This is a genomic window from Ruegeria sp. AB11, assembly GCF_056536325.1.
Genome location: NZ_JBQFJO010000001.1, coordinates 3,729,092 through 3,750,539, shown reverse-complemented (window position 1 = coordinate 3,750,539; position 21,448 = coordinate 3,729,092). Strand labels below are relative to the sequence as shown.

Here is a 21,448-nt window from a genome sequence, read left to right as displayed (position 1 = left end):
TGTCGCGGCGAAGGTCCGGTCCTTGATTGCCATGCTGGATACCGGGCGACCGCGACCGGGATTGCTGCACTGCCGAGAATGACTGCGAAGTCGGCAAAGCTGCCGATGGTGCATCCCGCAGCATCAGTCGGTATGGGCTCGAAGGGGTCATTCGCTGCTGTTTGCTTCAACGACCGGTTAGGGCCGTCCTTGACTGTGACTCCATCGTCTAGGACCGCGAATGCTGCGGTGCCTCCGACGTCCGCAGCGATCCCGTTGCGGCCCTTGGGTTAACCAGTTATCGTTCAATCTTCAAAGATGATTAGGCACCGCGGTTATTGGCCATGGAAAGAAAATTAATTCACCAATCTCTAGATCTAGTAGAGGTGACCTACCGCCCGGAACTCGCAGCGGTCTATTTAATGTGGTTCAACGAGTATGATGAGGGAACGCGCGTCAAGGATGCTGTCCTCGCCGCCTTGGAATGGGTGCTCGCTAACAATGTCGAACACTGGGTAGCGGATGTGTCCACATCTCCGCGCGGCCTGTCTGAGGCTGATTATCAATGGGTCAGCGGCGATGAATTTAGGTCCGCTATCATGAACTCACCCTTGCGGAAATTCGTGTTGTTGCCTCCGTCGCCGGGGTCGGGACAAGATGATGGGTGGGTGGCCGATTGGGAGGTGAACACACTTGCCAATTTTGGTGACCGGGTTAGCGCGAAAGTGTGTAGGAGCTTGGAAGATGCTAGGGTATTCCTGAGCGCCTAACGCCTGCTAGTTATGAGTCATTTCCTTTTCCATTGATATTGACTCTCAGCGGCAGCTTTGTACTGCTCAGCAGTCATTTCGGGCCGCGAAACACCGATTGGCCTGATGAAAACCGTCAGATGACCGCTAGGAGCCCAATTAACCTGTGGCTGCAGCTTAAACGAATGGCGGTTTTCAATCCACTAGGGCACGTTCCATGAAATAAACATAAGGCCGCCATTGGTCGGGGAAGCCGTCCGGGTGTGGAATGTCGGTAAAACCTGCGGCCTCATACATCGCTTTAGCATGTGTCAGAAAGTTTGCAGATGAGAAGATGACCTTTTGATAACCGTCTTGGATCATTTGCCCGAACATATGCTCCAAAAGGCGGCGCCCAATTCCGTATCCGCGGCCATTCTCGTTAACAAACATGCGGTTGAACTCAGCGACGCCGGAACTTGCCTCGTTATACATAACGCATCCAACGGGTTGATCGTTGAGCGAAGCGACCAAAATGCCGCCACTTGGTCTTGAGTGTAGCGAAGGGAGGTCATCGAGTATTGCTTCGAAACCCTCCGGGTCCATCGGGTTTCCTTCGGTTGGCCAGTCGGCTGGGTAGTTCTTCCAATGCCAGTCGAGCCACTGTCGGCACAGGTCGCGCGCTTGTTCAATTTCAGCATCGGCTGATGCCATTCTGACTGAAATTTCCATAGTTAAAGCCCGTTTTCTGTTGTTCCATTGAGATTGTGGGGTCATATCTCCACCAAGTCAAACACACCCGCTTGCGGATATTCGATGAAATCTCAGGAACGACCCCTCCGTCCCGCGACCCGGTCATAGCCGAAGCGGAAATGCTGCGTTCTGCACGAATGGCCGCAATGCGAAAGCTGCGCTGCGGCGATCGGTTGAATCGGCAGGACGGAGCGGACATTCGTCTTATGCCGCAAGAGGCCTGACAATTGTCATAGTGATCAAAGCCAACACCCGACCGCATTTGCCGCTTCCGCAAATTGCCGGAAACTTCTGGGTTCACGGCCCAAAGAGCGCTGAAGGCCATCTGAAGTCCTAGCGTTTTCCTACCGGCGGAATGGTCCTAGATGCTGGATGCGGAACAGGTCTGGCCTCCGAAAACCTTCACATTCTGGGTTATCGCGATCTGGTCGGAATCGACCTGTCAAATGCGATGCTCGAAAAGGCAAGTGAAACAGGCGTTTTCTCTGACCTGCGCAGGATGGTTATGGGTCAACCACTAGACTTTGCATCGAACTCTTTTTCCGGTGCCATCGTCACTGGTGTTTTCACGGAAGGTCATGCCCCGCATTCCAGTTTTGATGAATTGATCCGAGTCGTTAACCGCGGTGGGCACATCGTCTTTAACGTCCGGGAAGATATATATGAAAATCATGGCTTCCGCGAAAAAATGGACTGCCTCGAAGCTGACGGACTTTGGACGCTTTCGGAGAAGAGCGACCCTTTTCGACCTTTTACAATAAACGAACCTTATGTGATCTCCCGAATATTCGTCTATCAGGTAACAAGCTAGTTACGTTCTGACTGTAGTTGTCAGGTTTCACAAAAAAGAGTTTTAACGGCAGCTTCGGTCTCAGAGCTGCCGATCTCAGCTGTTTGCATCTTTAGCTGTTTGCAGCCCGAAACGGACGTTTTAGAGCTAGCTTTCCAGTTCCGGCGTCAAGCAATAGAGTTTTTTAACCGTTGCGTGAAACGTATCTTGTGAACGTGCATCAGGAAAGCAGATGAGTTTTCATCGTTTCTTCGTACGCCGGACGTCGAATGACGGAAGTATATAGCGCCTCGATCTTGGGATGGGTCGCAAATACCCGACGAATTGGAAATTTATCGAAAGCCGTAAACTAGCATCTGGCCTACACCCGCGATACAAAAGGCGAGTAGAAGCCATAGGACCCTTGTCTTGAACGAGTCCGAGGGCGTGGCGAAGAAATGGCGAGAGCCCAGCCAAATGCCCGCCAGCATCACGGGTATTGCCGCCAGAATTCTCCAGAACGTAATTGTATCAAAGTGGCCGGCGGCGAAAAGCAACCCTCCTGTAATCAGATCTACGAAGAAGAGATAGGCGATAAGCGTTGCCCGCATCGCTTTTGACTCAATCGTCGAGGAGGTGAAAAACAAAGCCAATACAAGACCGCTCAGCGCGGTCGCCCCATTTGCCGCCCCGGCGATAAGGCCAGCCAGAACCAACCTCGGTATCGTAATGGATATAGGCCGGGAAGCAGACAAGAGCAGCAACCCCGTTGAGGCAAACACCACACCGTAGACAATCATACGCAGTGTACTTTCCGCGACATAGGACAGTAGAAAAACACCGGCTGGCGCACCAATCAGGCTGGCGCCAAGAAGAATGCCGAGATAACGGCGGTTGATATCAGGCAGGATACGCGGCGCCTGACTGCTGGACGCGAGAATTTCAAGCGCAATGGACAATGGCACGAGTTGTGAAGCGGGAATGACCGGCAGCAAGCCCACCATCAGAATAGTCGAGAACCCAAACCCCGAATAACCCCGAGCAAAAGAGGCTGCGAAGATAACAACTCCGGCCAGCACAATGGTCAAGAAAGACGCATCCGGGGCAAAATCACTAATCATGCTGCCCACTGGACAGACCGGCCTTGCCGCCGGTCTTTATGCGATCGTGCACGCGGTTAGACATGCAGGTCCGTGCATTAGGTGACAATCGGATATTCGGGAAGGCCTTCAAAATGTGCTTCCAGTCGGTCGAAACGATGCACAAGTCTATCATTGAAGATGTAAAAGGCCATAAGGACCTGATATAGTCCTAGCAAACCATGGTGCGTACATAATCGCGCGCGCACTGACCTTGCCCGAAACGTTAAAGACCGTGTTAGATGAGTCCATATTGCGCGCTTTGATTTGAGTCATTGTCTTCCCCCAGATCTCCCCGCCAGACTTTCTGCGGGAGGATGTAGCAATGAGCATCATCCGGAAATCACCCGAAGAGCGCGCCGCCGCGTGTTGGCAACCAACCTCGGATGCCCTAGAGCAGCCGACCCACGACCTTGGCCGCGAACTTCTCACAGGTTTGCCAGATGGCTCGATCAACATCGGGTTTGAAGCTGTCGATCGCCACGTAGCGCAGGGGCATGGAGACCATACAGCCCTGATCTGGCTATCCAAGGACGGAGCGCAGCAAACGCTCAGCTATGGCGATCTTGCAGCCATGTCGTCGCGATTTGCAAATCTGCTCTATGACCACGGACAACAAAAAGGAGACCGCGTCTTTGTCGCGATGGGGCGGCGGCCTGAGCTTTATGCTGCGGCCCTTGGCACTTTAAAGGCCGGGATGGTCTTTACGCCACTCTTTGCCGCCTTTGGGCCGGAACCCCTGAGAACCAGGATGGAAATCGGCGATGCCAATGTTCTGGTCACGACTAAGTCACTCTACAAACGCAAAATCGCGTCGTGGCGTCAGGAAATGACGTCGCTGCGTCTGGTCCTCATCGTTGGCGACGAAGCTCCTGATGATTGCGTCGCTCTGGCCCCGGCATTGCAAGAGGCCTCGACAGAATTTCTGGCGGTCCATACACAGACGGAAGACCCGGCTTTGATTCATTTCACCTCGGGCACCACCGGGAGGCCAAAAGGTGCGGTTCACGTGCATGGCGCAGTTCAGCACCACGCGCTCTCCGGTCGATACGCGCTCGAACTGCAGCCCGGCGTGACCTACTGGTGCACCGCTGACCCTGGCTGGGTCACCGGAACGACCTACGGGATTATCTCACCACTGGTGAACCGCGTGACGATGATCGTGGACGAGGCAGAATTCAATCTCGAACGCTGGTATGGGATCGTTGAAAGGGAACGCGTTGAGGTTTGGTATTCAGCCCCAACAGCCATCCGCATGATGATGCGCGCTGGCAGTGAGGCCGCACGAGGGTACGACTTCAGTGCTCTGCAGTTTCTTGCAAGCGTCGGTGAGCCTCTGAACGCCGAAGCCGTGGTCTGGTCCAACGAGGTATTCGGTCGACCGTTCCACGACAATTGGTGGCAGACAGAAACCGGCGGCATCATGATTGCCAATACTAGAGCGCATGACATCAAGCCAGGATCGATGGGCAAACCCCTGCCCGGCGTTGTTGCTGGAATTGTTGAACCAGACAACGGGGGCTTGCGGGAATTACCGGATGGCGAGATCGGAGAGCTTGCTCTGCGACCGGGCTGGCCCTCGATAATGCGGGACTATCTTCACGAACAGGCGCGGTACGAAAAATGCTTCAATGATGGTTGGTACTTGTCAGGCGATCTCGCGATGCGGGACAGTGATGGGTATTTCTGGTTCGTCGGTCGAGCCGATGACCTAGTCAAAACGTCGGGCCATCTGGTCGGCCCCTTCGAGGTTGAAAGTGCGCTGATTGCGCATGAAGCCGTCGCCGAGGCCGCTGTTATTGGTATTCCAGACGAGACTGCGGGCGAAATCGTCAAAGCCTTCGTGACCCTGAATCCCGGCCAAACCGCGAATGAGGAGCTGGAGCGCGACATTCGCGGCCTTGCCCGCAAACGGCTTGGAGCGGCTGTGGCCCCCCGCAAGATCGTTTTCCGAAATGCCCTGCCCAAGACCCGCTCTGGCAAGATCATGCGCCGCCTTTTGAAGGCGCGCGAACTTGGTCTGCCAGAAGGTGACATCTCTACATTGGAGACGGACGAGAAATGACCACAAGCAAACCAAGACTGGACCGCGACCATGTGAAACGCTTGCTGAGTGACATGATCCGTATACGACGTTTCGAAGACAAATGTGCGGAGCTATACACTCAGGAAAAAATTCGCGGCTTCCTGCACCTCTATGATGGAGAGGAAGCGATTGCCGCTGGGGTTATCCCGCTCTTGTCGGACAAAGATCGCGTCGTCGCCACGTACCGAGAACACGGACATGCGCTGATGCGCGGCGTCTCAATGTCCTCGGTCATGGCCGAAATGTATGGCAAGGCCGAAGGCTGCTCGGGCGGACGCGGAGGTTCGATGCACATGTTTGACGCCGCCACGAACTTCTATGGCGGCAATGCCATTGTCGGTGGCGGTCTCCCCTTGGCTGCGGGGCTGGCTCTAGCCGACCGGATGCGCGGCGACACGGGCGTGACGGCCTGCTTCTTTGGCGAAGGCGCCGTGGCCGAGGGCGAGTTCCACGAGACTCTTAACCTCGCGGTACTGTGGCGGCTACCTGTTCTTTTTGTTTGCGAAAACAATGGCTACGCAATGGGAACGGCTCTTGCGCGCTCCGAGTCTGAGACCGATGTCAGCCGCAAGGCCGCCGCTTATGGGATCGAGGCGCGTGTGGTCGATGGCATGGACATTGTCGCGGTCGAAGCGACCGCAACACAGGCGCTGCAGGAAATCCGCGAAACTGGAAAGCCAGTCTTTCTTGAATGTAGAACTTACCGTTTCCGGGCGCATTCGATGTTTGACGCCCAACTTTACCGAACAAAGGACGAAGTTGAGGAATGGCGTAAAAAGGGGCCAATTCTGCGCTTCCAGTCATGGCTCTTAGAAAATGGGCTGATCCACGAAGCAGACATCCGGGAGTTCGAAAAGCAAGCCGATGCCGAAATTGACGAAGCCGTCGCCTTTTCCGAGGCCGGAACCTGGGAGCCTGTTTCGTCGTTAACTAAGGACGTAATGGCGCCATCCGCAACAACTGTTGAGGCCTCTTCCCCTACCGGTGAGCTGGTCGAGACCACCTATCGCGAAGCCGTTAGGGCCGCGATTTCCGACGCCATGACTCGCGATCCCCGTGTCTTCCTCATGGGCGAGGACGTCGGTGCATATGGCGGATGCTATGCCGTCTCCAAAGGTCTGATGGACAAATTCGGCGCGGACAGGTTGCGTGACACGCCGCTTTCCGAGTCAGGCTTCACCGGAGCTGGGATCGGCGCTGCATGTGCCGGGATGCGCCCCGTCGTTGAACTGATGACCGTCAACTTCAGCCTTTTGGCACTCGACCAGATTTTGAACACTGCAGCCACCCTCCGACACATGTCCGGAGGGCAGTTCGGCGTACCGGTGGTTATCCGTATGGCAACCGGGGCGGGCAAGCAACTCGCGGCCCAACATTCCCATAGCCTTGAAGGTTGGTACGCTCATATTCCGGGACTTAAGGTCCTCGCGCCTGCGACGCTGGAAGATGCGCGCGGCATGCTTTGGACCGCTCTGCAGGATCCCGATCCAGTCCTGATCTTCGAAAACGTTATGCTCTACAATCTGAGCGGTCAAATCGACTCGGGCGCAGGCCCTGTCGACATTTCCCGCGCGGCTATTCGCATGCCGGGCAAAGACCTGACGCTGATCACCTATGGCGGGTCGCTCCACAAGACATTAGAGGCGGCAAATTCGCTTGCCTCAGAAGGGATTGGCGCTGAAGTCATCGACCTGCGCTCGCTACGTCCGCTTGACGACGAAACAATCATGGGATCGGTTGCCCGGACGCGTCGCGCCGTCATTGTTGACGAAGGATGGCGCAGCGGCTCGCTGGCAGCTGAAATCTCGGCCCGGATCACCGAACAGGTCTTTTGGACGCTCGATGCCCCAGTTGGAAGGGTGTGTTCGGAAGAAGTTCCGATCCCTTACCCGAAACATCTGGAAGACGCTTCGATACCGCAGGTTCCGGCGATTGTCGCGGCGGCCAAAAGTGTGATGGGGCAAAGCTGACATGAGTATCTTTCGGATGCCCTCGCTCGGTGCGGACATGGAGGCCGGTACGTTGGTCGAGTGGCTGATTCAGCCAGGGGACGAAGTGCAGCGGGGGGATGTCGTCGCCGTGGTCGAGACACAGAAAGGCGCCATAGAAATCGAGAGCTTTGAAGCCGGGCGCGTCTCAGAAATACTGGCGCACGTCGGTCAAACCGTTCCCGTGGGAGAGCCGCTAGCCCGTATAGGAGAGGACGCGCCGGAAGCGCCAGAGGTTTTGCCAGACCTGGCCGGCACTGCGCCTCCCGACATTCCATCGCTTGGCCCTGATGAGCAAAAGGTCTCGGCCACGCCGCCGAGACCGGCGGCAGTTGTGGCAGCCAGCCCGGCGGCCCGCGTTGCAGCACGACATGCTGGCATGAAGCTGTCCGAACTCCGAGGCAGCGGCCCGGACGGGGCAGTTGTTTTGGCCGATGTCGAGATCTTCGCGAAAAACGCGGCCAGTTCCAAACAAGCCACGGAGGGCCTATCCGAAATGCGCAAGGCGGTTGCCGCAGCGATGACGCGCGCAAAGCAGGAAATTCCACATTTCTACGTCTCGCACACGATCGAAACTCAGGGCCTGTCTGAATGGCTGGCCGCACGCAACAAGGACCGGCCCCCGGCAGAACGGATATTGCTCGGCGCGGCCATCGTGAAGGCCACCGCCCTCGCAGCGCAGGCCGTCAAATCGCTGAACGGTCATATTGTGAATGGAGCATTTGTCCCCTCTAACGAGATCAATACAGGAGTCGCCATCGCCCTCCGCGGCGGCGGACTGGTCGCCCCAGCGGTCTTCAACGCAGACCGTATGTCCCTTGAGGAGGTCATGGAAGGGATGCGTGATCTGGTGACCCGTGCTCGATCTGGACGATTGCGTAGTTCAGAACTGACCAGCGGAACGCTGACTATTTCCAGCCTTGGTGAGAGTGGTGCCGACAGCATGACGGGAGTTATTTTCCCTCCTCAGGTCGCCCTCTTGGCGGTTGGTGCCCCACAAATTCGCCCTTGGGTGGATGGGGAGAAAGTTGCACCCCGTGAGGTCACGAACTTTGTGCTCTCTGCAGACCACCGCGTCTGCGACGGCAGGCAGGCCTCAAAATTTCTTACAGTGTTGACCGATATGCTTTCGAGACCGGAGGAACTATGAACGACAGTGAGATTAGACAGGCCTTTCTGGAGGAAGTCCACAAAATCGCGCCGGACATAGAACCGGCGGATGTGTTTGATGATGACCATCTGCAAGATGATCTGGAACTCGACTCGATGGATATTCTGAACCTTGTGACGGCCCTGCACGCGCGCTTAGGCGTGTCGATACCTGAGACCGACTATGCCCAGATCGAAACGCCGACCAAGGCGCTTAAGTACTTCGCTTCTAGACTCGGGCCATGATTCAAAAGGTGCTGTCAGACGAATTCGAACTCGTCTCTGGTAGGCCGTTGACGGTGTCCTTTATCCCGCACCAAGTTCGCGCCGTTCGGCAAGAGCGGCGCTACGTGTCAGCTTGAAGGTGTCTCTGCTGGCGAGTGATCTTTCTTGGTAAAATGGTTGTAAACGGAGGAGTGAACGGCGGCAAATTTCTGCAAACTTCGCATTCTCCGAAAACTTTGCATGGCGCGTTCTCTTCGTCGGAATGGCAGGTGAGAGTTCTCAACGCGGTTATTGAGCCACCTGACTTTGCTGTCTGCACCGAACCAAGGAAGTTGGACATTTGCCGCGTGGCCAGCGAACACAGCGGCTGAAAAATCTTGATATCAGTTATGCGGAACCGCCGGTATTTTGGTCACCGAGCTCAAAGCTAGCTGCGGTTGCTCAATTTTGCGCTCTGGATCCAAGCAAGACTGAATTTCCGAGAAGTCCAGAGTTTCATTTTTTTCAAGCGCTATAATCAACGTCTCGATCTCGGGCTTGTGCTCTTCGAGGGTGGCAGTTGCTCTGGCTTCGGCGTCAATAAGCATTTTCATAACCGCCCGGTCTACTTGTGCTGCCGTTGTATCAGCTATGTTCGTCGGCTGCGCGATTGTACGTCCCAGAAATGGGTGGTCGTCGCTTTGCCGCAGGTCGATTGGGCCGAGTTCTTCAGTCATCCCCCACCTTGTCACCATACGTCTGGCGGTTTCGGTGGCTCTTCGGATGTCGTCGTCAGCGCCGGAACTGACCGTTCCCAGGAACAGTTGCTCTGCCGCGCGCCCGGCAAGCAACGCAACAATCTGATCTCTGAGAAAGGTTTCACTAAGGGTATGACGCTCTGCTTCTGGCAGTGAGTGTGTCCCCCCAAGTGCGTGACCACGTGGAATAATCGTCACTTTGTACAAGGGGTCAGCTTCTGGTGTGAAATAGCAAACGGCGGTGTGGCCAGCCTCGTGCACGGCAAGACGGTGCCTTTCTTCAGGTCGTATCGCAAGAGTGCGGACAGTCCCCATCATCACTTTATCACGCGCTTCATCAAGGTCGTTGCGAGAAATCAGATCAGCGCTTCGCCGCGCTGCTCCGATTGCGGCCTCATTAAGCAAGTTTTTCAGGTCGGCCCCCGAGAACCCCGGCGTTCCTGCTGCGATCCAACCCAGGTCGCCAGTATCTTCCAGCGGCAGTTTTCTTGCATGTATGTCGAGAATAGCCCGCCGGGCGTCTTTCTCAGGCAAGTTCAGTGTTACATGACGGTCGAAACGGCCAGGTCGGAGTAAGGCTGGGTCCAGCACATCTGGCCGATTGGTCGCCGCCAGCACAACAACAGATTCTCGGCCACTAAACCCATCAAGCTCGGCAAGTATCTGGTTCAGTGTCTGCTCCCGTTCATCATGACCACCGCCAAGCCCTGTACCACGAGTACGCCCGACGCTGTCCAACTCATCGATAAAAATAATGGAGGGAGCAGCCTTGCGCGCCTCTTCAAAGAGTTTGCGCACCCTTCCTGCGCCAACGCCGACGAAAATCTCAATAAACTCGGAACCAGATGTCGAAAAAAAAGGTACGTCGGCCTCGCCGGCAAGGGCTTTGGCCAGAAGCGTTTTGCCCGTCCCAGGGGGGCCAACAAGCAAAACTCCATGTGGGACCTCAGCACCGACACGGGCAAAACGCTCTGGGTCGCGTAAAAACTCTACTAACTCTATTACTTCGCGCTTAGCCTGATCCTGACCCGCGACATCTTCGAAGGTAACCTTTCTTCCAGCTTCCTTCGGTTTTGAAAAACGACCGCTGAGTAGACCACCAGAAATACCTCCCGGGCCGCCGGCTATCCCGCCCGTCATTCGCCCTTGAAGCCAGAAATACAGGGCCAAGATAAGTACCCACGGAATAAGATATACGAAGATCGAAGTTCCAGATGGTTCAATCGCGGTAACATCAACACCGTTATCTTCCAGCAGCCCCAACAAATCCGGGTCGCTCTGGCTTGGCATTACGGCCCGGAAAGCTTGCTCACCATCCCCGTCTGCAGAGGTAGCGCGAACCGTTATGCTGTGCTCACTTAATTCTGCCGAACGAACCCGTCCCGCCCGAATGATCTCTTTCACGCCGCTGTATGAAATCGTCGTAGCGGTCAGATCGGTAGGCGGCGCAAAGAAACTTGCGACAATCAAAGTTCCCATCGTGGCAACAATCGCAACATAATAAATCCACTCTGGCCATTTTGGCCCATTGCCGGGATCTTTCGATGGCTCTTGTGGCATAAGCGAAATCTTTCAAACAGACTGGCATTTGCGTCCGCAGACAGCACAACCTCGGAACCTCACGCAACCACACAGACTACGCATCCTTGAGCAAGGCCCAATCAAATAATAGTCGACTTTGCATTATCTTAGCAAAACCAATTACAGATTTAGCTGAAGCTACATGCGTTTGAACAAGACGCTTTTCACGGCAAACCTTCAGGCTTCTACACCACTCGAACCGCGGTCAAAAGGTTGGCAACGGCGGAAATCGCAAATTTCGAGTTCACTGAAGCTATTGACCTGCATCAATGCTTCTTCCTCTGATACCCGTCAGTCTTGGCCTTTCAAAACGGAGGGGAAGCCATGATTTCGAATATCTTGGTCGCAACTGACGGCTCTGAAACAGCCGATCGTGCCGTTGAATTCGCCACAGACCTAGCGCTCAGACTGGATGTGCCAATGACTATCGGCCATGTCCTTCAACATAGCGCTCGCATTGAAGAATTGGGCCGCATGACTGAGGTTGAGCACTTGGTGCAGCAAGTCAAAAGCGATTCGAAGCTTCATTTGGGCGACATTCCATCCAATATTGACGCGGTATTTTCGGGCCCCCTGTCACGCGCAGACAGAGAGCGTATCATCACAGTGATTGGCGAGAAAATCGTTGATGGAGCGGCGCGGCGCGCGAAGGATGCAGGCGCGAAGAGCGTTTCGACACGGGTGAACAATGGGGATTACGATGAAGGCATCCTAAAAATGGCCAGCGAAATCGGTGCAGACACAATAGTTATTGGCCGCCGCGGCTTGGGCCGGGTCCAGCGGATCTTTCAAGGCAGCGTTTCGCAAAAAGTCAATCATCGTGCAGACTGCACGGTAATTACCGTACGCTAAAATTCTGCAAACGGGCCGGGCACTGTTTTGTGGCACCAACGCATTCAGAATTTCGGCAATGCGCTGTGCCAATGTCGGCAACAAAAGAGACCCAGAGAAAAAAACTATGCGAGCAATGGTTTTTGGCAATGCCGTCTCAAAACTGAAACTCAGAAATGTTCCGACCCCGAAACCCGCCGCCAACCAGGTGTCTTTGCCCCCTAAACTTGGGCCACTACTTTGGCCGAGAAGGGGGAACAAGGGATGGCTCGGAAGCGATACTCGGACGAAGATATTCTGAAGCTGCTGCGTGAGATTGAACTGAAGCTGGCAGATGGCGACGATGTTCGGACAGCCTGTCGTGGTGTCGGTGTCAGCGATGCGACCTACTACAATTGGCGGCGTCGGTTCGGTGGCATGGGCAAGTCGCAACTGTCGGAGTTGCGCAGCCTGGAGAAAGAAAATACCCGGCTGAAGAAGATCGTGGCCGAACTGGAACTGGACAAGCTGATCCTCAAAGAAAGTCTGAACTACCTAAAACCGAGGGCCTGACGACGAGCCAACTTCGTCAGGCCGTCATTCATGCTCGCCAGAAGCTCGGCACATCAGAGCGTCGCACCTGCAAGGTGGTCGGCCTTGCACGCAGCTCCATGCAATCAGGCCGTAGAGAAGAACGATGATGCTCTTCGACTGGCCATGATCCGTCTGGCCAAGAGCTATGGCCGGTATGGCTACCGTAAGGTGGCGCAGCTACTTCGGGTCGAGGGCTGGCGTGTCAATCACAAGAAGGTAGAACGGCTGTGGCGGGAGGAAGGTCTGCAACTCCCGCAGCGGCACAAGAAGAAGCGTCGCCTGTACCACAAGGACAGCTCGATCATTCGACTCCGACCGACGCATCCTAACCATGTCTGGAGCGTCGATTTCGTTCACGACAAGCTGAGCAATGGGCGGAGCTACAAGATGCTCACGGTTTGGATGAATACACCCGCCAGGCGCTCGCAGTGGAAGTTCGGACCCGCATGGGTTCTGAAGATGTGCTGGAGGTTCTCTACGGGCTGTTCCTGCGCCACAGAAAGCCTGATTTCGTTCGAAGCGATAACGGCCCAGAGTTCTCTTCACGGGCAACCCAGAGTTGGCTCGAGAAGGTCGGTGTGAACCCGATCCGGATCTACCCGGGCTCTCCCTGGGAGAACGGATACAACGAGAGGTTCAATGGAACGCTCCGCCGCGAGGTTCTCAATTCCGAATGGTTCACAACGACCAAGCAGGCACAGATCGTGATCAATTGCTGGCTCAGGCAATACAACCACACCCGGCCGCATCAGGCCCTCAACATGCGCCCACCAGTCCCCGAAACTCTAGTCCGAGATGGCCCAGAACACGGGGGCTAGACAAGCGCGATCTGGACAATTGGATTGATGCAATGAAGGAAGGGGCCGAGATGGCAACGCAGGACGTCATTCTTGGCAAGTTGTAATGACACGTGTCAGGGTTAGAGGTTTCAAGATATTCGATGATCGGCACGGGAAACCGCGCTGCTATCATCGCGCCACGAGTCACAAGATCGACCTGGAAAAAACTCCGTTAGGATCGGCTGAGTTTTTTGCGGAATGCGCCCGCATTGCTGCCATTGTAGAGGCGAGGAAGGCGCAAGCACCTAAGCCGGGAACCCTTGGCGGGCTGGTCAATGCCTATTTCCAGACTGAACACTATGGCAATCTGTCGGACGCCACCAAGCGCGACTATCGCAAGTGCGCTGACTTCCTGTACCCAATCCGGAACACGCCTGTTTCAGCAATCACGACGCCCCTCGTTTCGGGCATCCATGACAAAGCGGCGGACAAGATTGGCTGGCGGCGAGCAAACATGGTCCGCACCTTCCTGAGTCAAGTTTTTCGTTATGCCATTCCGCGCGGTCTGATCGACCGGGATTATGCGGCAGGTGTCATTCCCAAGCCGCGCCCGAAAAATCGGCCCTATGCCAACCGGCCTTGGACGGTGGAAGAACGCGCAGTTGTGCTGGATCGGGCCGCCCCGCACGTTCGAGTGGCGGTGGCGTTGATTATGAATACCGGCCTTGATCCGTCCGATGCGCTTAAGCTGACCCGTCGCCAGATAGACGGCGACACGATCTGGGGCGTCAGGGGCAAGACGGGCCAGGAAGTTGCCGTTCCAATCGGTCCGACGCTGCAAGCGGCTCTGGATGCTGCGCCCACGCACGACGCCGTGACCATCCTTGCCTCATCAAACGGAAAGCCTTGGACCTACAATGGCTTTTCGACGGTCTGGTACCGCTTCAAGAAAAAGCTGGAAGCTGAGGGCGCTGTGCAACCCGGCCTGACGCTCAAGGGGCTGCGGCATACCGTGGCCACTACACTGCGAGAAGCAGGGCTTGAGGAACGCCAGATTGCGGACCTGCTGGGGCAAAAGACCCCATCTATGGCCCGTCACTATTCCCGGTCCGCCAACCTCGCGGACCGCAACCGGATCACGATGGAAGCACTAGAAAAGGAGAACGAACGCAGATCAAGAGTTGTCAAACCCTTCAAGAAAACTGTCAAACCCTGAAAGGCTCAAAATTGAATATTGAGAAAAATCAAACTCTTGAATGGTGCCCGGGGGCGGAATCGAACCACCGACACGAGGATTTTCAATCCACTGCTCTACCCCTGAGCTACCCGGGCACGGGAATGGCGTTTGCCATTGGGTGGAGGCCTTCTATGACTTGCCACAGGCAGTGTCCAGAGGCTTTTTGACATTTTTTCAATGCGGGCGGGGCGTGGGGCTTTCGGTTGGTTCCGAAGTCGACTCGGCGTCTTCTTCACGTTGCGATCGCACCGCATATGAACCGTTCAGCCACTTTGCCAAATCGATATCCGCGCAGCGTTTCGAGCAGAATGGGCGAAAGGCCTGCTGAGTGTATTCTCCGCAGATCGGGCAGCTCATTTCAGGATCTCCGTCAAAGGGATACGACCACGTTTGCGCTGAAGTTCGAAATGGCCCAGCGGTGTCCAACCGGCCAGGATTGTCTCGTCAGGATCGGACTTGAAAGCCGACCGTAAGGCAGATTCGAAACCTCTCCGGTCTTTCTTGGGCATCGGTGCGAGGTCCAGCGTGATTTGACCTCCCAGCCCGCGCACGCGTAGGGCGCGCGGCAGGGTTTTGGCGCAGGCGAAGTTAGCCTTGGTCCCAGCGGCCAGAGACGTGTCGGCACCGGTGTTTACATCAACCGCAACCAGGGCGCGGGTCGGTTGGATATAGAGGTGCCCCCCACCGGGCAGCGCTTCGGAAATCCCCTGTGCGGTGTCAAGCGCGTCCAGCACGCCATGGTCTTCGAAACCACCAGATGCGGTCACGACCTCGGCCGGATCCGTCCAATCGCGCCAGGCCAGGATATGTGGGCCATCGCCCTCACTGAGCAATTCGGGTTCTGTGCCTGAGTCACTTAGCACCTGCTCGGCCAGCGCAAGCATGGCCGAGATATCCTCAGCGATCTCACCTGGCTCGGCTCCTTGGCAGCATGAGCGTAAGATCAGGCCGTGCGGGCTGTCGCCCATCTGTTCATGAGCGATTTCAAGCAGTTGGTCGCGTACATCTTCATCCCGGATACGGCGCGAGATGTTCAAGCCGGGAGCGTCGGGTGTCACGATTGCATAGCGGCTTTTGAACAGGATGCGGTTTGTGACGGGGATGGCTTTGCCGGGCTCGGCATACCCAGTCACCTGCACCAAAAGCAGCGCGCCGGGGACCAACCCTTTGACCTGTCTCAGAAACATCGGGCCATCGGGGGTGGTCAGAAACATACCGCCCTGACCTTTGACCGGGCGATCCGCACGGGCACGGTAGATCGTGCCGGGTGCCGGGGTATCTGCGGCGATCAGAAAATCGTCGAGGATGCCATCTACCATCAGGGCTGCAGCTTCGCGTCCCTGAATATGATCTAGAATGATGGTACGACCCTTCATGATGCCTCGCGATATAGCGGATAGCCTATGCCTTGCAGCAGTGCGGCAGTTTCGGACAAGGGTAGGCCGACGATACCGGTGAACGAGCCTGAAATCCATGGGATGAAGGCACCAGCAGGGCCTTGGATCGCATAGGCTCCGGCCTTGCCCTGCCAGTCATCCGTCGCAAGATAGGCATTGATTTCGGTATCAGACAGCCGCTTCACCTTGACCTGAGAAACCACGTCGCGCTGGAGAATTTTGTCGCCGCGCCGCACCGCGACCGAGGTGATCACCCGATGGCGTCGGCCGGACAGGGCGTGCAGAAATTCGGCAGCCTGTCCCGCATCTTCGGGTTTGCCAAGAATACGGCGGCCCAGTGCGACCGTTGTGTCGGCGCATAGGGTGATATCATCACTATCTGCCTGAACCGCCTGCACTTTTTGCCGTGTGATGCGGCTGCAATAGGGGGCTGGCAGTTCGCCTTTCAGCGGCGTTTCATCGATATCCGGCGCACGGATCGCATCGGGCTGAACGCCAAGCTGCGCCAGCAGGTCCAGCCGCCTTGGGCTGCCCGATCCGAGGATAAACGCCATGTGTAGGGCGTTACTTGAAGCGGTAGTTGATCCGACCCTTGGTCAGATCATAAGGGGTCATTTCGACCTGAACTTTGTCGCCGGCCAGAACACGGATGCGGTTCTTGCGCATCTTGCCTGCCGTATGTGCGATGATCTCATGGCCGTTTTCCAGCTCGACCCGAAACGTCGCATTAGGCAGGAGTTCCTTCACGACACCGGGAAATTCGAGCGTATCTTCCTTGGCCATGTTGTCTCCATCATTACGTTGCACCTGCAGAATCTGCAGTTCGTGCGCTTAAATGAGCCTATTCCGGCCTTATTTCAAGGGCGAAGTCACCTAAAGAGGCGATATTGTGACCGAATCGACTCGGGCATCTTGCTCGACCCAATGGGTGCGGTTCAACACACGACCGTCCGCACGGACGTTTGCGATTGCGGACAGGTCGACCTCGGCATAGGTCCAGCCGGCTGTATTCAGAGTGCCTTCGGCAAGCACACCCGTCGGCGGGAACCCGATATCGGGCGGGCCAAACACGCCGCCCATACCGGTATTCATGTCTACCGCTTCAGACCATTCATTGCCGCCAACCAATGATGACATTACCGTAACGCATTGATTCTCAAGAGCGCGGGACATGGCGCCAATCCGCACGCGCCAATAACCGGACAGGGCTTCGGTACAGGATGGAACGAGGATCAGATCGGCCTCGCTCAGCGCGCGACCCAAGAGCGGGAACTCACTGTCATAACAGATGAGAACGCCGATTTTACCCAAAGCGGTATCGAACAGTTTCAACGGACCACCTGGGGCGATGTCCCAGACCTCGCGCTCAAACCGTGTCATGATCTGCTTGTCCTGATGGTCGCGGCGACCATCAGGAGCGTAGAGGACTGCGCGGTTCACTGGACGGCCTGATCCGTCGATCACCGGGGCTGACGCACCCAGAATGTATGCATTGTACGTCATCGCCAGGCGGGAATGTATGTCTTGTACATCTTCCAACCGGTCGGAAACGGCGTGGATAGAACGTTCAAGATTACCTGCCACCTTGGGACCATCGAGTGTCGACAACTCCATCGCACCATACTCGGGGAACACGAGAAGATTGGAACCATGACTTACGGCTTCGGAAACCCACGCCTCAACTTTGTCTTCATATTGCGCCCAACTGTCGAGCCAATTCAGGTTGTAAGCAGCAGTTGCGATTTTCATTCATTTTCCCCGTTTTGCAGCGTGTCGGATCTCTGGGCCGCAAATTACGCCGGACCAATACAAGCATTATGTTGCTCGTTACGGATCATCAAATCTCGGGAGCCTCGAGGCCAGACCCGGATCGAAGCATTCCCTACTAGATCGTAGAACCGGCCGCCAACATCCCACGAGCTGGATTATCGATACTCTGGCTATCTTCGAGTAGGCCCGATCTTGGCAACAAGATGGAGTGGACAGTCAGCTTTGATGGGCATCGAACACATCAATTGTAAAGTAGAGGCAAATATTGAACCTAAATTCGTTCAACTTTGACCGAGTCTTCGGGATAAAACGCCAGATGGTTCTTAATTTCGGCGATGGTATCGAGTGGGTTCTCATAGCTCCACGCCGCGTTTTTAGTGACTGATGATTTGTTCACGATCGAGAAATGCGTGGCCTCCCCCTTGCCTTCGCATTGGGTCACTTTGTCGGTGCGATCCAGAAAAGCCATAGCGATATCCGTGCGCGGGAAATAGATGACCGGGTCTTTATCACCCTCAAGCAATTCCAGCGCAGCTGTGGTTTCACCTAGAATTGCGCCGCCTGAACGCACGCTCCATTTACCCGGCGCTTTGCGAATTGTGATGGTGTCTGTCATTCCTGTTCCTTCCCTTGTCGGTTCGGGGCTTCTCCTCTGCCCAATCTATGTAACATGCCGGTGTCAAACCGGCGCAGTTGCGGCATCCAACCACAGTTGAGCGTCGTCGCCCAGCCTTGGTCGGATTTTTTCCACCACATCGAAGTGATAGGCGTTTAGCCAAGTACGTTCCTCTCGTGTCAGCATATCTATTACAATCAAACGCCTGTCGATTGGGACATAAGTCAGCGTACGCCAGTTCAGCATGGCGCGTTCGTCGTCACCACCGGGCAGGGCGGGGGCCTCCTCCACGACGACGAGATTTTCCAGACGGATACCAAAGGCGCCCTCGCGATAATATCCCGGCTCGTTCGACAGGATCATTCCCGGCTCAAGCAGGACGTGGCTGACCCGTGACAGGCGCTGAGGACCTTCGTGCACACTGAGATAGGTACCGACCCCATGCCCGACCCCGTGGTTGAAATCCTGCCCGGCCAGCCACAGAGGCAGCCGTGCGACGCATTCGATATCACGCCCGGCCAGACCAACAGGCCAGCGCAGCATCGACATGGCGATCATGCCTTTGAGGACGCGGGTGAAGCATGCTTTTTCCTCATCCCCCACATCACCGATCGCAATCGTGCGGGTGATATCGGTGGTGCCGTCCAGATATTGCCCACCGCTGTCCAGCACCAGCAGGTGACCGTTTTCCAACCGACTGTCTGTTTCTTCAGTCACCCGGTAATGCATGATGGCGCCGTTTGGTCCAGTGCCCGCGATGGTGTCGAATGAGATATCCTGCAGCGCGTTGTCCCGGCGGCGGCTCTCTTCCAGCTTTGTCACCACTTCTGTCTCGGTCAGGCTGCCCGGGGTCTGCGCCTCCAGCCAGCATAGCAGTTCCACCACCGCTGCAGCATCGCGTAGATGCGCCTCGGCGGTGCCAGCGATTTCGGCTGGATTCTTGCGGGCTTTGGGCAAGGCGCAGGGATCGCCGCCGTCTACCAAACGGTCCCCCAACGTATCCGCCACGATTTGCGGAACCGTATTTGGATCAACCTGCACCTTGCCCTCTAGCGCCTCGATTGCCGTCAGGAATGTGTCGGGCTCGTGCTGGGTAACCTTGTCGCCCAAATGATCCGTTATCTCGGACAGCTTGGCGGCGGCCATGAACAGGTCAACGCGACCATCGCCGTGCAGGATGGCGAACCCATGCGCCACCGGATTATACGCGATGTCCGAGCCCCGAATGTTCAGCAGCCACATGATCGAATCCGGCAGAGTGATCACTGCAGCCGTGCGATCCGCTGTTCTTAGCTCATCGGCGAGGCGATGGATCTTGCTCTCGGCGCTTTCACCCGCAAATTCAATCGGATGCACTCTGACCGGATTCATGGGAGGGGCGGGTTGATCCGCCCAAACCCGATCCACGAGGTTATCGCAGCGCAGCAGCTCAACCCCGCTGCCCTCAAGCTCTTTCTGCGCAGATGAAATCTGGCCTGCCGCGTGAAGCCATGGGTCAAACCCGACCTTTCCGCCATCTGGTAGCTGTTCTTTCAACCACGCGCTTAGGCTGACATCGGGCCACGGGACTGGCGTGTAGTCTTCAGCGACCTGCGCCTTCACCTGCGTGCGATAGCGTCCATCGATGAAAACCCCGGCAATATCCGCGAGTGCCGCGCAGAACCCCGCAGACCCTGTGAAACCGGTAAGCCAGGCCAACCGTTCATCCCGAGGGGCCACATATTCCCCCTGATGTGCATCTGCGCGGGGGACAAGAAAACCCTGCAAACCTTCGCCCGCCAATTCTTCGCGCAGGGCCGCCAGTCGCGGGGGGCCTTGTTCCGGGCGGGCGGTCACTTCGAAACTCTGAAACATGGGCGGCCTCTTCGGGTGGATTTGGATGCGGTGAAACCTGAGGGCTGCGCCAAAGAATGTCCAGCGCCAGATCAGCTATCCGAGGGCGCTCCAAGAAATTCGATGAGGCTTTGCATGTAGATCTCGTAGGCGGGGTTTCCGGGCAGCGGAATTTGATTGGCGGTTTCAAGGATAACAAGCGAGGCATTTGGAATGCCTGCAGCCAGTTTGCGTGCCTCGGTCAGAGGGTGAACTTCGGTGTGGCGTCCGTGCAGGATCAGGGTTGGGCAAGTGATTTCGGATAACAGATGCAAGGCGGATGTGCTGTTTCCAATATCTCGATACAAGAGCTTTTGCTCGCGCGAATATAGCGCCTGCATCTCTTGCACCATTTGGCGGACATCATCGAGCGGGCCTTCCGGAAAATAACTGAGAGTCGAGCCCATCGCGTATCCACCGCCCGGTGTTTGCCAGCCTTCTGAAATCATGGTTCGGATGGAATCGGGTTGTTTCGTATCACCCCGGTGGTCGCGCCCTTCGGCCCAACCGCCAGCGATCACCAGCTTGTCCACCCGATCCGGATGCCGTGCCGCAAAATGCAGGGCCGGGAAAGTGCCCCCAAACTCGCCGATGATCGAAAAACGCTCGAACCCGGCGGCCTTGGTGACTGCCAGAATTTCCTGGATTCTGAGGTCAAAGACGGCTTGATGGTCCGAGTTGGAGCTTACTCCGTGATCCTTGTTGTAGCGCAGCAGGCGGAATTGCTTGGCCATATCTATCAACCGGGTGCGTTCAGAAGACAAGCGCCATTCGGCTTCCAGATCATGAATGACCGAGCCGATGCGAAGAACGGGGTGACCACTGCCCGTTAGCGAATAGGGGATTGGCCGGCCATCGCTGCCTTGGGCATAACGCAGTTTCTGGGTCTGTCTGTTCTCGTCCGAGTTTGAACCAGCGTCGCTTTTGACCTCGGCTGTCATCTGCAATCCGCGTCGGACGATTGTTCGAATGATCCGTTGTGACTTGCCATCATCACCAACAGCCCGACGGGCTGCCGCAATGCGTGCACTGATCGTTGAATCCGAGACAAACCGGCCGTTCCAGACCCGATCGATGATCTCCTCTCGGACAACCAGTTTACCGGGGCTTTCAGCCAGCAATTCCAGCAGATCAAAGACCTGCGGTTCTACCGGTACGGTCTCGCCGCCGCGCAGCAATACGTGGCGGTCCACATCAAGAACACAGTCTGCAAACTCATATCGCATGGGCTGAATACAC

General features: G+C 56.2%; 21 protein-coding genes, 1 tRNA gene and 3 pseudogenes. 12 read left to right on the top strand and 13 right to left on the bottom strand.

What is annotated here, in order from left to right; genetic code table 11:
- The first annotated feature begins 323 nt into the window (after positions 1–323).
- Positions 324–749 (top strand): hypothetical protein, encoded by a 426-nt coding sequence (locus ACR3EJ_RS18805; protein ID WP_170542883.1) that lies wholly within the window; start codon positions 324–326, stop codon positions 747–749.
- A 174-nt stretch (positions 750–923) separates the two neighbouring features.
- Here the strand turns inward: ACR3EJ_RS18805 and ACR3EJ_RS18800 are convergent, their stop codons facing one another.
- The gene (locus ACR3EJ_RS18800; RefSeq protein ID WP_480423252.1) at positions 924–1,484 is read right to left on the bottom strand and encodes a GNAT family N-acetyltransferase; all 561 of its coding nucleotides are present in this window, start codon (positions 1,482–1,484) and stop codon (positions 924–926) included.
- A 331-nt stretch (positions 1,485–1,815) separates the two neighbouring features.
- Between ACR3EJ_RS18800 and ACR3EJ_RS18795 the strand changes: the two genes are divergently transcribed.
- Positions 1,816–2,271: a class I SAM-dependent methyltransferase gene (locus ACR3EJ_RS18795; protein WP_170542887.1), complete on the top strand. Its 456-nt coding sequence runs from the start codon at positions 1,816–1,818 to the stop codon at positions 2,269–2,271.
- Positions 2,272–2,582: 311 nt separating this feature from the next.
- On the opposite strand, the gene ACR3EJ_RS18790 is transcribed toward ACR3EJ_RS18795, so the two are convergent.
- On the bottom strand, positions 2,583–3,308 hold the full coding sequence (locus ACR3EJ_RS18790; protein ID WP_480423362.1) for a TSUP family transporter: 726 nt from the start codon (positions 3,306–3,308) through the stop codon (positions 2,583–2,585).
- 385 nt (positions 3,309–3,693) lie between these two features.
- Between ACR3EJ_RS18790 and acsA the strand changes: the two genes are divergently transcribed.
- Genes acsA through ACR3EJ_RS18770 form a run of 4 tightly spaced genes read left to right on the top strand, consistent with a single transcriptional unit; the run spans position 3,694 to position 8,837 of the window.
- Positions 3,694–5,433: an acetate--CoA ligase gene (acsA, locus tag ACR3EJ_RS18785; RefSeq protein ID WP_170542891.1), complete on the top strand. Its 1,740-nt coding sequence runs from the start codon at positions 3,694–3,696 to the stop codon at positions 5,431–5,433.
- The gene (gene pdhA, locus ACR3EJ_RS18780) at positions 5,430–7,424 is read left to right on the top strand and encodes a pyruvate dehydrogenase (acetyl-transferring) E1 component subunit alpha (protein WP_170542893.1); all 1,995 of its coding nucleotides are present in this window, start codon (positions 5,430–5,432) and stop codon (positions 7,422–7,424) included. The genes acsA and pdhA overlap by 4 nt, the downstream gene beginning before the upstream one ends.
- A 1-nt stretch (position 7,425) precedes the next feature.
- Positions 7,426–8,592 (top strand): dihydrolipoamide acetyltransferase family protein, encoded by a 1,167-nt coding sequence (locus ACR3EJ_RS18775; RefSeq protein WP_170542894.1) that lies wholly within the window; start codon positions 7,426–7,428, stop codon positions 8,590–8,592.
- Positions 8,589–8,837: an acyl carrier protein gene (locus tag ACR3EJ_RS18770; RefSeq protein ID WP_170542895.1), complete on the top strand. Its 249-nt coding sequence runs from the start codon at positions 8,589–8,591 to the stop codon at positions 8,835–8,837. Before ACR3EJ_RS18775 ends, ACR3EJ_RS18770 begins: the two co-directional genes overlap by 4 nt.
- A gap of 60 nt (positions 8,838–8,897) precedes the next feature.
- Here ACR3EJ_RS18770 and ACR3EJ_RS18765 read toward each other — a convergent pair.
- A pseudogene (locus ACR3EJ_RS18765) lies at positions 8,898–9,118 on the bottom strand (DDE-type integrase/transposase/recombinase); the annotation flags it as partial.
- Between the two features lie 81 nt (positions 9,119–9,199).
- Positions 9,200–11,113, bottom strand: coding sequence for an ATP-dependent zinc metalloprotease FtsH (ftsH, locus tag ACR3EJ_RS18760; protein WP_480423249.1), 1,914 nt, complete (start codon positions 11,111–11,113; stop codon positions 9,200–9,202).
- Positions 11,114–11,458: 345 nt separating this feature from the next.
- Between ftsH and ACR3EJ_RS18755 the strand changes: the two genes are divergently transcribed.
- The 6 genes and pseudogenes from ACR3EJ_RS18755 (at position 11,459) to ACR3EJ_RS18730 (ending at position 14,533) form a co-directional block, all read left to right on the top strand.
- The gene (locus ACR3EJ_RS18755) at positions 11,459–11,986 is read left to right on the top strand and encodes a universal stress protein (RefSeq protein WP_170542897.1); all 528 of its coding nucleotides are present in this window, start codon (positions 11,459–11,461) and stop codon (positions 11,984–11,986) included.
- A 243-nt stretch (positions 11,987–12,229) separates the two neighbouring features.
- Positions 12,230–12,517, top strand: a complete 288-nt coding sequence (locus ACR3EJ_RS18750) for a transposase (RefSeq protein ID WP_170703282.1) — start codon at positions 12,230–12,232, stop codon at positions 12,515–12,517.
- 30 nt (positions 12,518–12,547) lie between these two features.
- Positions 12,548–12,796, top strand: a pseudogene (locus tag ACR3EJ_RS18745) (IS3 family transposase); the annotation flags it as partial.
- A gap of 188 nt (positions 12,797–12,984) precedes the next feature.
- Positions 12,985–13,089 (top strand): annotated as a pseudogene (locus ACR3EJ_RS18740) (hypothetical protein); the annotation flags it as partial.
- Between the two features lie 27 nt (positions 13,090–13,116).
- Entirely contained in the window at positions 13,117–13,356 is a 240-nt protein-coding gene (locus tag ACR3EJ_RS18735) for an integrase core domain-containing protein (RefSeq protein ID WP_480423312.1), read from the top strand.
- Positions 13,357–13,441: 85 nt separating this feature from the next.
- Positions 13,442–14,533: a tyrosine-type recombinase/integrase gene (locus ACR3EJ_RS18730; protein ID WP_170542901.1), complete on the top strand. Its 1,092-nt coding sequence runs from the start codon at positions 13,442–13,444 to the stop codon at positions 14,531–14,533.
- A gap of 41 nt (positions 14,534–14,574) precedes the next feature.
- Here ACR3EJ_RS18730 and ACR3EJ_RS18725 read toward each other — a convergent pair.
- The 9 genes from ACR3EJ_RS18725 to ACR3EJ_RS18685 form a co-directional block, all read right to left on the bottom strand.
- Positions 14,575–14,649, bottom strand: a tRNA-Phe gene (locus tag ACR3EJ_RS18725).
- Between the two features lie 79 nt (positions 14,650–14,728).
- Complete coding sequence (locus ACR3EJ_RS18720; protein WP_170542903.1) at positions 14,729–14,911, bottom strand: DNA gyrase inhibitor YacG; 183 nt, start codon at positions 14,909–14,911, stop codon at positions 14,729–14,731.
- Complete coding sequence (locus ACR3EJ_RS18715; protein WP_170542905.1) at positions 14,908–15,930, bottom strand: ribonuclease E/G; 1,023 nt, start codon at positions 15,928–15,930, stop codon at positions 14,908–14,910. The genes ACR3EJ_RS18720 and ACR3EJ_RS18715 overlap by 4 nt, the downstream gene beginning before the upstream one ends.
- Positions 15,927–16,505, bottom strand: a complete 579-nt coding sequence (locus ACR3EJ_RS18710) for a Maf family protein (RefSeq protein ID WP_170475663.1) — start codon at positions 16,503–16,505, stop codon at positions 15,927–15,929. The genes ACR3EJ_RS18715 and ACR3EJ_RS18710 overlap by 4 nt, the downstream gene beginning before the upstream one ends.
- Positions 16,506–16,515: 10 nt before the next feature.
- Positions 16,516–16,734: a translation initiation factor IF-1 gene (infA, locus tag ACR3EJ_RS18705; protein ID WP_005978431.1), complete on the bottom strand. Its 219-nt coding sequence runs from the start codon at positions 16,732–16,734 to the stop codon at positions 16,516–16,518.
- Between the two features lie 90 nt (positions 16,735–16,824).
- The gene (locus ACR3EJ_RS18700; RefSeq protein ID WP_170542907.1) at positions 16,825–17,700 is read right to left on the bottom strand and encodes a carbon-nitrogen hydrolase family protein; all 876 of its coding nucleotides are present in this window, start codon (positions 17,698–17,700) and stop codon (positions 16,825–16,827) included.
- Between the two features lie 292 nt (positions 17,701–17,992).
- Complete coding sequence (locus ACR3EJ_RS18695) at positions 17,993–18,337, bottom strand: DUF427 domain-containing protein (protein WP_170542909.1); 345 nt, start codon at positions 18,335–18,337, stop codon at positions 17,993–17,995.
- Between the two features lie 63 nt (positions 18,338–18,400).
- Positions 18,401–20,191, bottom strand: a complete 1,791-nt coding sequence (locus tag ACR3EJ_RS18690; protein WP_170542911.1) for an aminopeptidase P family protein — start codon at positions 20,189–20,191, stop codon at positions 18,401–18,403.
- Positions 20,192–20,262: 71 nt separating this feature from the next.
- Positions 20,263–21,435, bottom strand: a complete 1,173-nt coding sequence (locus tag ACR3EJ_RS18685) for an alpha/beta hydrolase (RefSeq protein WP_170542913.1) — start codon at positions 21,433–21,435, stop codon at positions 20,263–20,265.
- Between the last annotated feature and the right edge of the window lie 13 nt (positions 21,436–21,448).

What these genes read in the sequence shown, in the direction of transcription:
- ACR3EJ_RS18805 (WP_170542883.1), top strand. Translation starts at nt 324, where the DNA reads ATGGAAAGAAAATTAATTCACCAATCTCTAGATCTAGTAGAGGTGACC.
- ACR3EJ_RS18800 (WP_480423252.1), bottom strand. Translation starts at nt 1,484, where the DNA reads ATGACCCCACAATCTCAATGGAACAACAGAAAACGGGCTTTAACTATG.
- ACR3EJ_RS18795 (WP_170542887.1), top strand. Translation starts at nt 1,816, where the DNA reads ATGGTCCTAGATGCTGGATGCGGAACAGGTCTGGCCTCCGAAAACCTT.
- acsA (WP_170542891.1), top strand. Translation starts at nt 3,694, where the DNA reads ATGAGCATCATCCGGAAATCACCCGAAGAGCGCGCCGCCGCGTGTTGG.
- pdhA (WP_170542893.1), top strand. Translation starts at nt 5,430, where the DNA reads ATGACCACAAGCAAACCAAGACTGGACCGCGACCATGTGAAACGCTTG.
- ACR3EJ_RS18775 (WP_170542894.1), top strand. Translation starts at nt 7,426, where the DNA reads ATGAGTATCTTTCGGATGCCCTCGCTCGGTGCGGACATGGAGGCCGGT.
- ACR3EJ_RS18770 (WP_170542895.1), top strand. Translation starts at nt 8,589, where the DNA reads ATGAACGACAGTGAGATTAGACAGGCCTTTCTGGAGGAAGTCCACAAA.
- ftsH (WP_480423249.1), bottom strand. Translation starts at nt 11,113, where the DNA reads ATGCCACAAGAGCCATCGAAAGATCCCGGCAATGGGCCAAAATGGCCA.
- ACR3EJ_RS18755 (WP_170542897.1), top strand. Translation starts at nt 11,459, where the DNA reads ATGATTTCGAATATCTTGGTCGCAACTGACGGCTCTGAAACAGCCGAT.
- ACR3EJ_RS18750 (WP_170703282.1), top strand. Translation starts at nt 12,230, where the DNA reads ATGGCTCGGAAGCGATACTCGGACGAAGATATTCTGAAGCTGCTGCGT.
- ACR3EJ_RS18730 (WP_170542901.1), top strand. Translation starts at nt 13,442, where the DNA reads ATGACACGTGTCAGGGTTAGAGGTTTCAAGATATTCGATGATCGGCAC.
- ACR3EJ_RS18720 (WP_170542903.1), bottom strand. Translation starts at nt 14,911, where the DNA reads ATGAGCTGCCCGATCTGCGGAGAATACACTCAGCAGGCCTTTCGCCCA.
- ACR3EJ_RS18715 (WP_170542905.1), bottom strand. Translation starts at nt 15,930, where the DNA reads ATGAAGGGTCGTACCATCATTCTAGATCATATTCAGGGACGCGAAGCT.
- ACR3EJ_RS18710 (WP_170475663.1), bottom strand. Translation starts at nt 16,505, where the DNA reads ATGGCGTTTATCCTCGGATCGGGCAGCCCAAGGCGGCTGGACCTGCTG.
- infA (WP_005978431.1), bottom strand. Translation starts at nt 16,734, where the DNA reads ATGGCCAAGGAAGATACGCTCGAATTTCCCGGTGTCGTGAAGGAACTC.
- ACR3EJ_RS18700 (WP_170542907.1), bottom strand. Translation starts at nt 17,700, where the DNA reads ATGAAAATCGCAACTGCTGCTTACAACCTGAATTGGCTCGACAGTTGG.
- ACR3EJ_RS18695 (WP_170542909.1), bottom strand. Translation starts at nt 18,337, where the DNA reads ATGACAGACACCATCACAATTCGCAAAGCGCCGGGTAAATGGAGCGTG.
- ACR3EJ_RS18690 (WP_170542911.1), bottom strand. Translation starts at nt 20,191, where the DNA reads ATGTTTCAGAGTTTCGAAGTGACCGCCCGCCCGGAACAAGGCCCCCCG.
- ACR3EJ_RS18685 (WP_170542913.1), bottom strand. Translation starts at nt 21,435, where the DNA reads ATGCGATATGAGTTTGCAGACTGTGTTCTTGATGTGGACCGCCACGTA.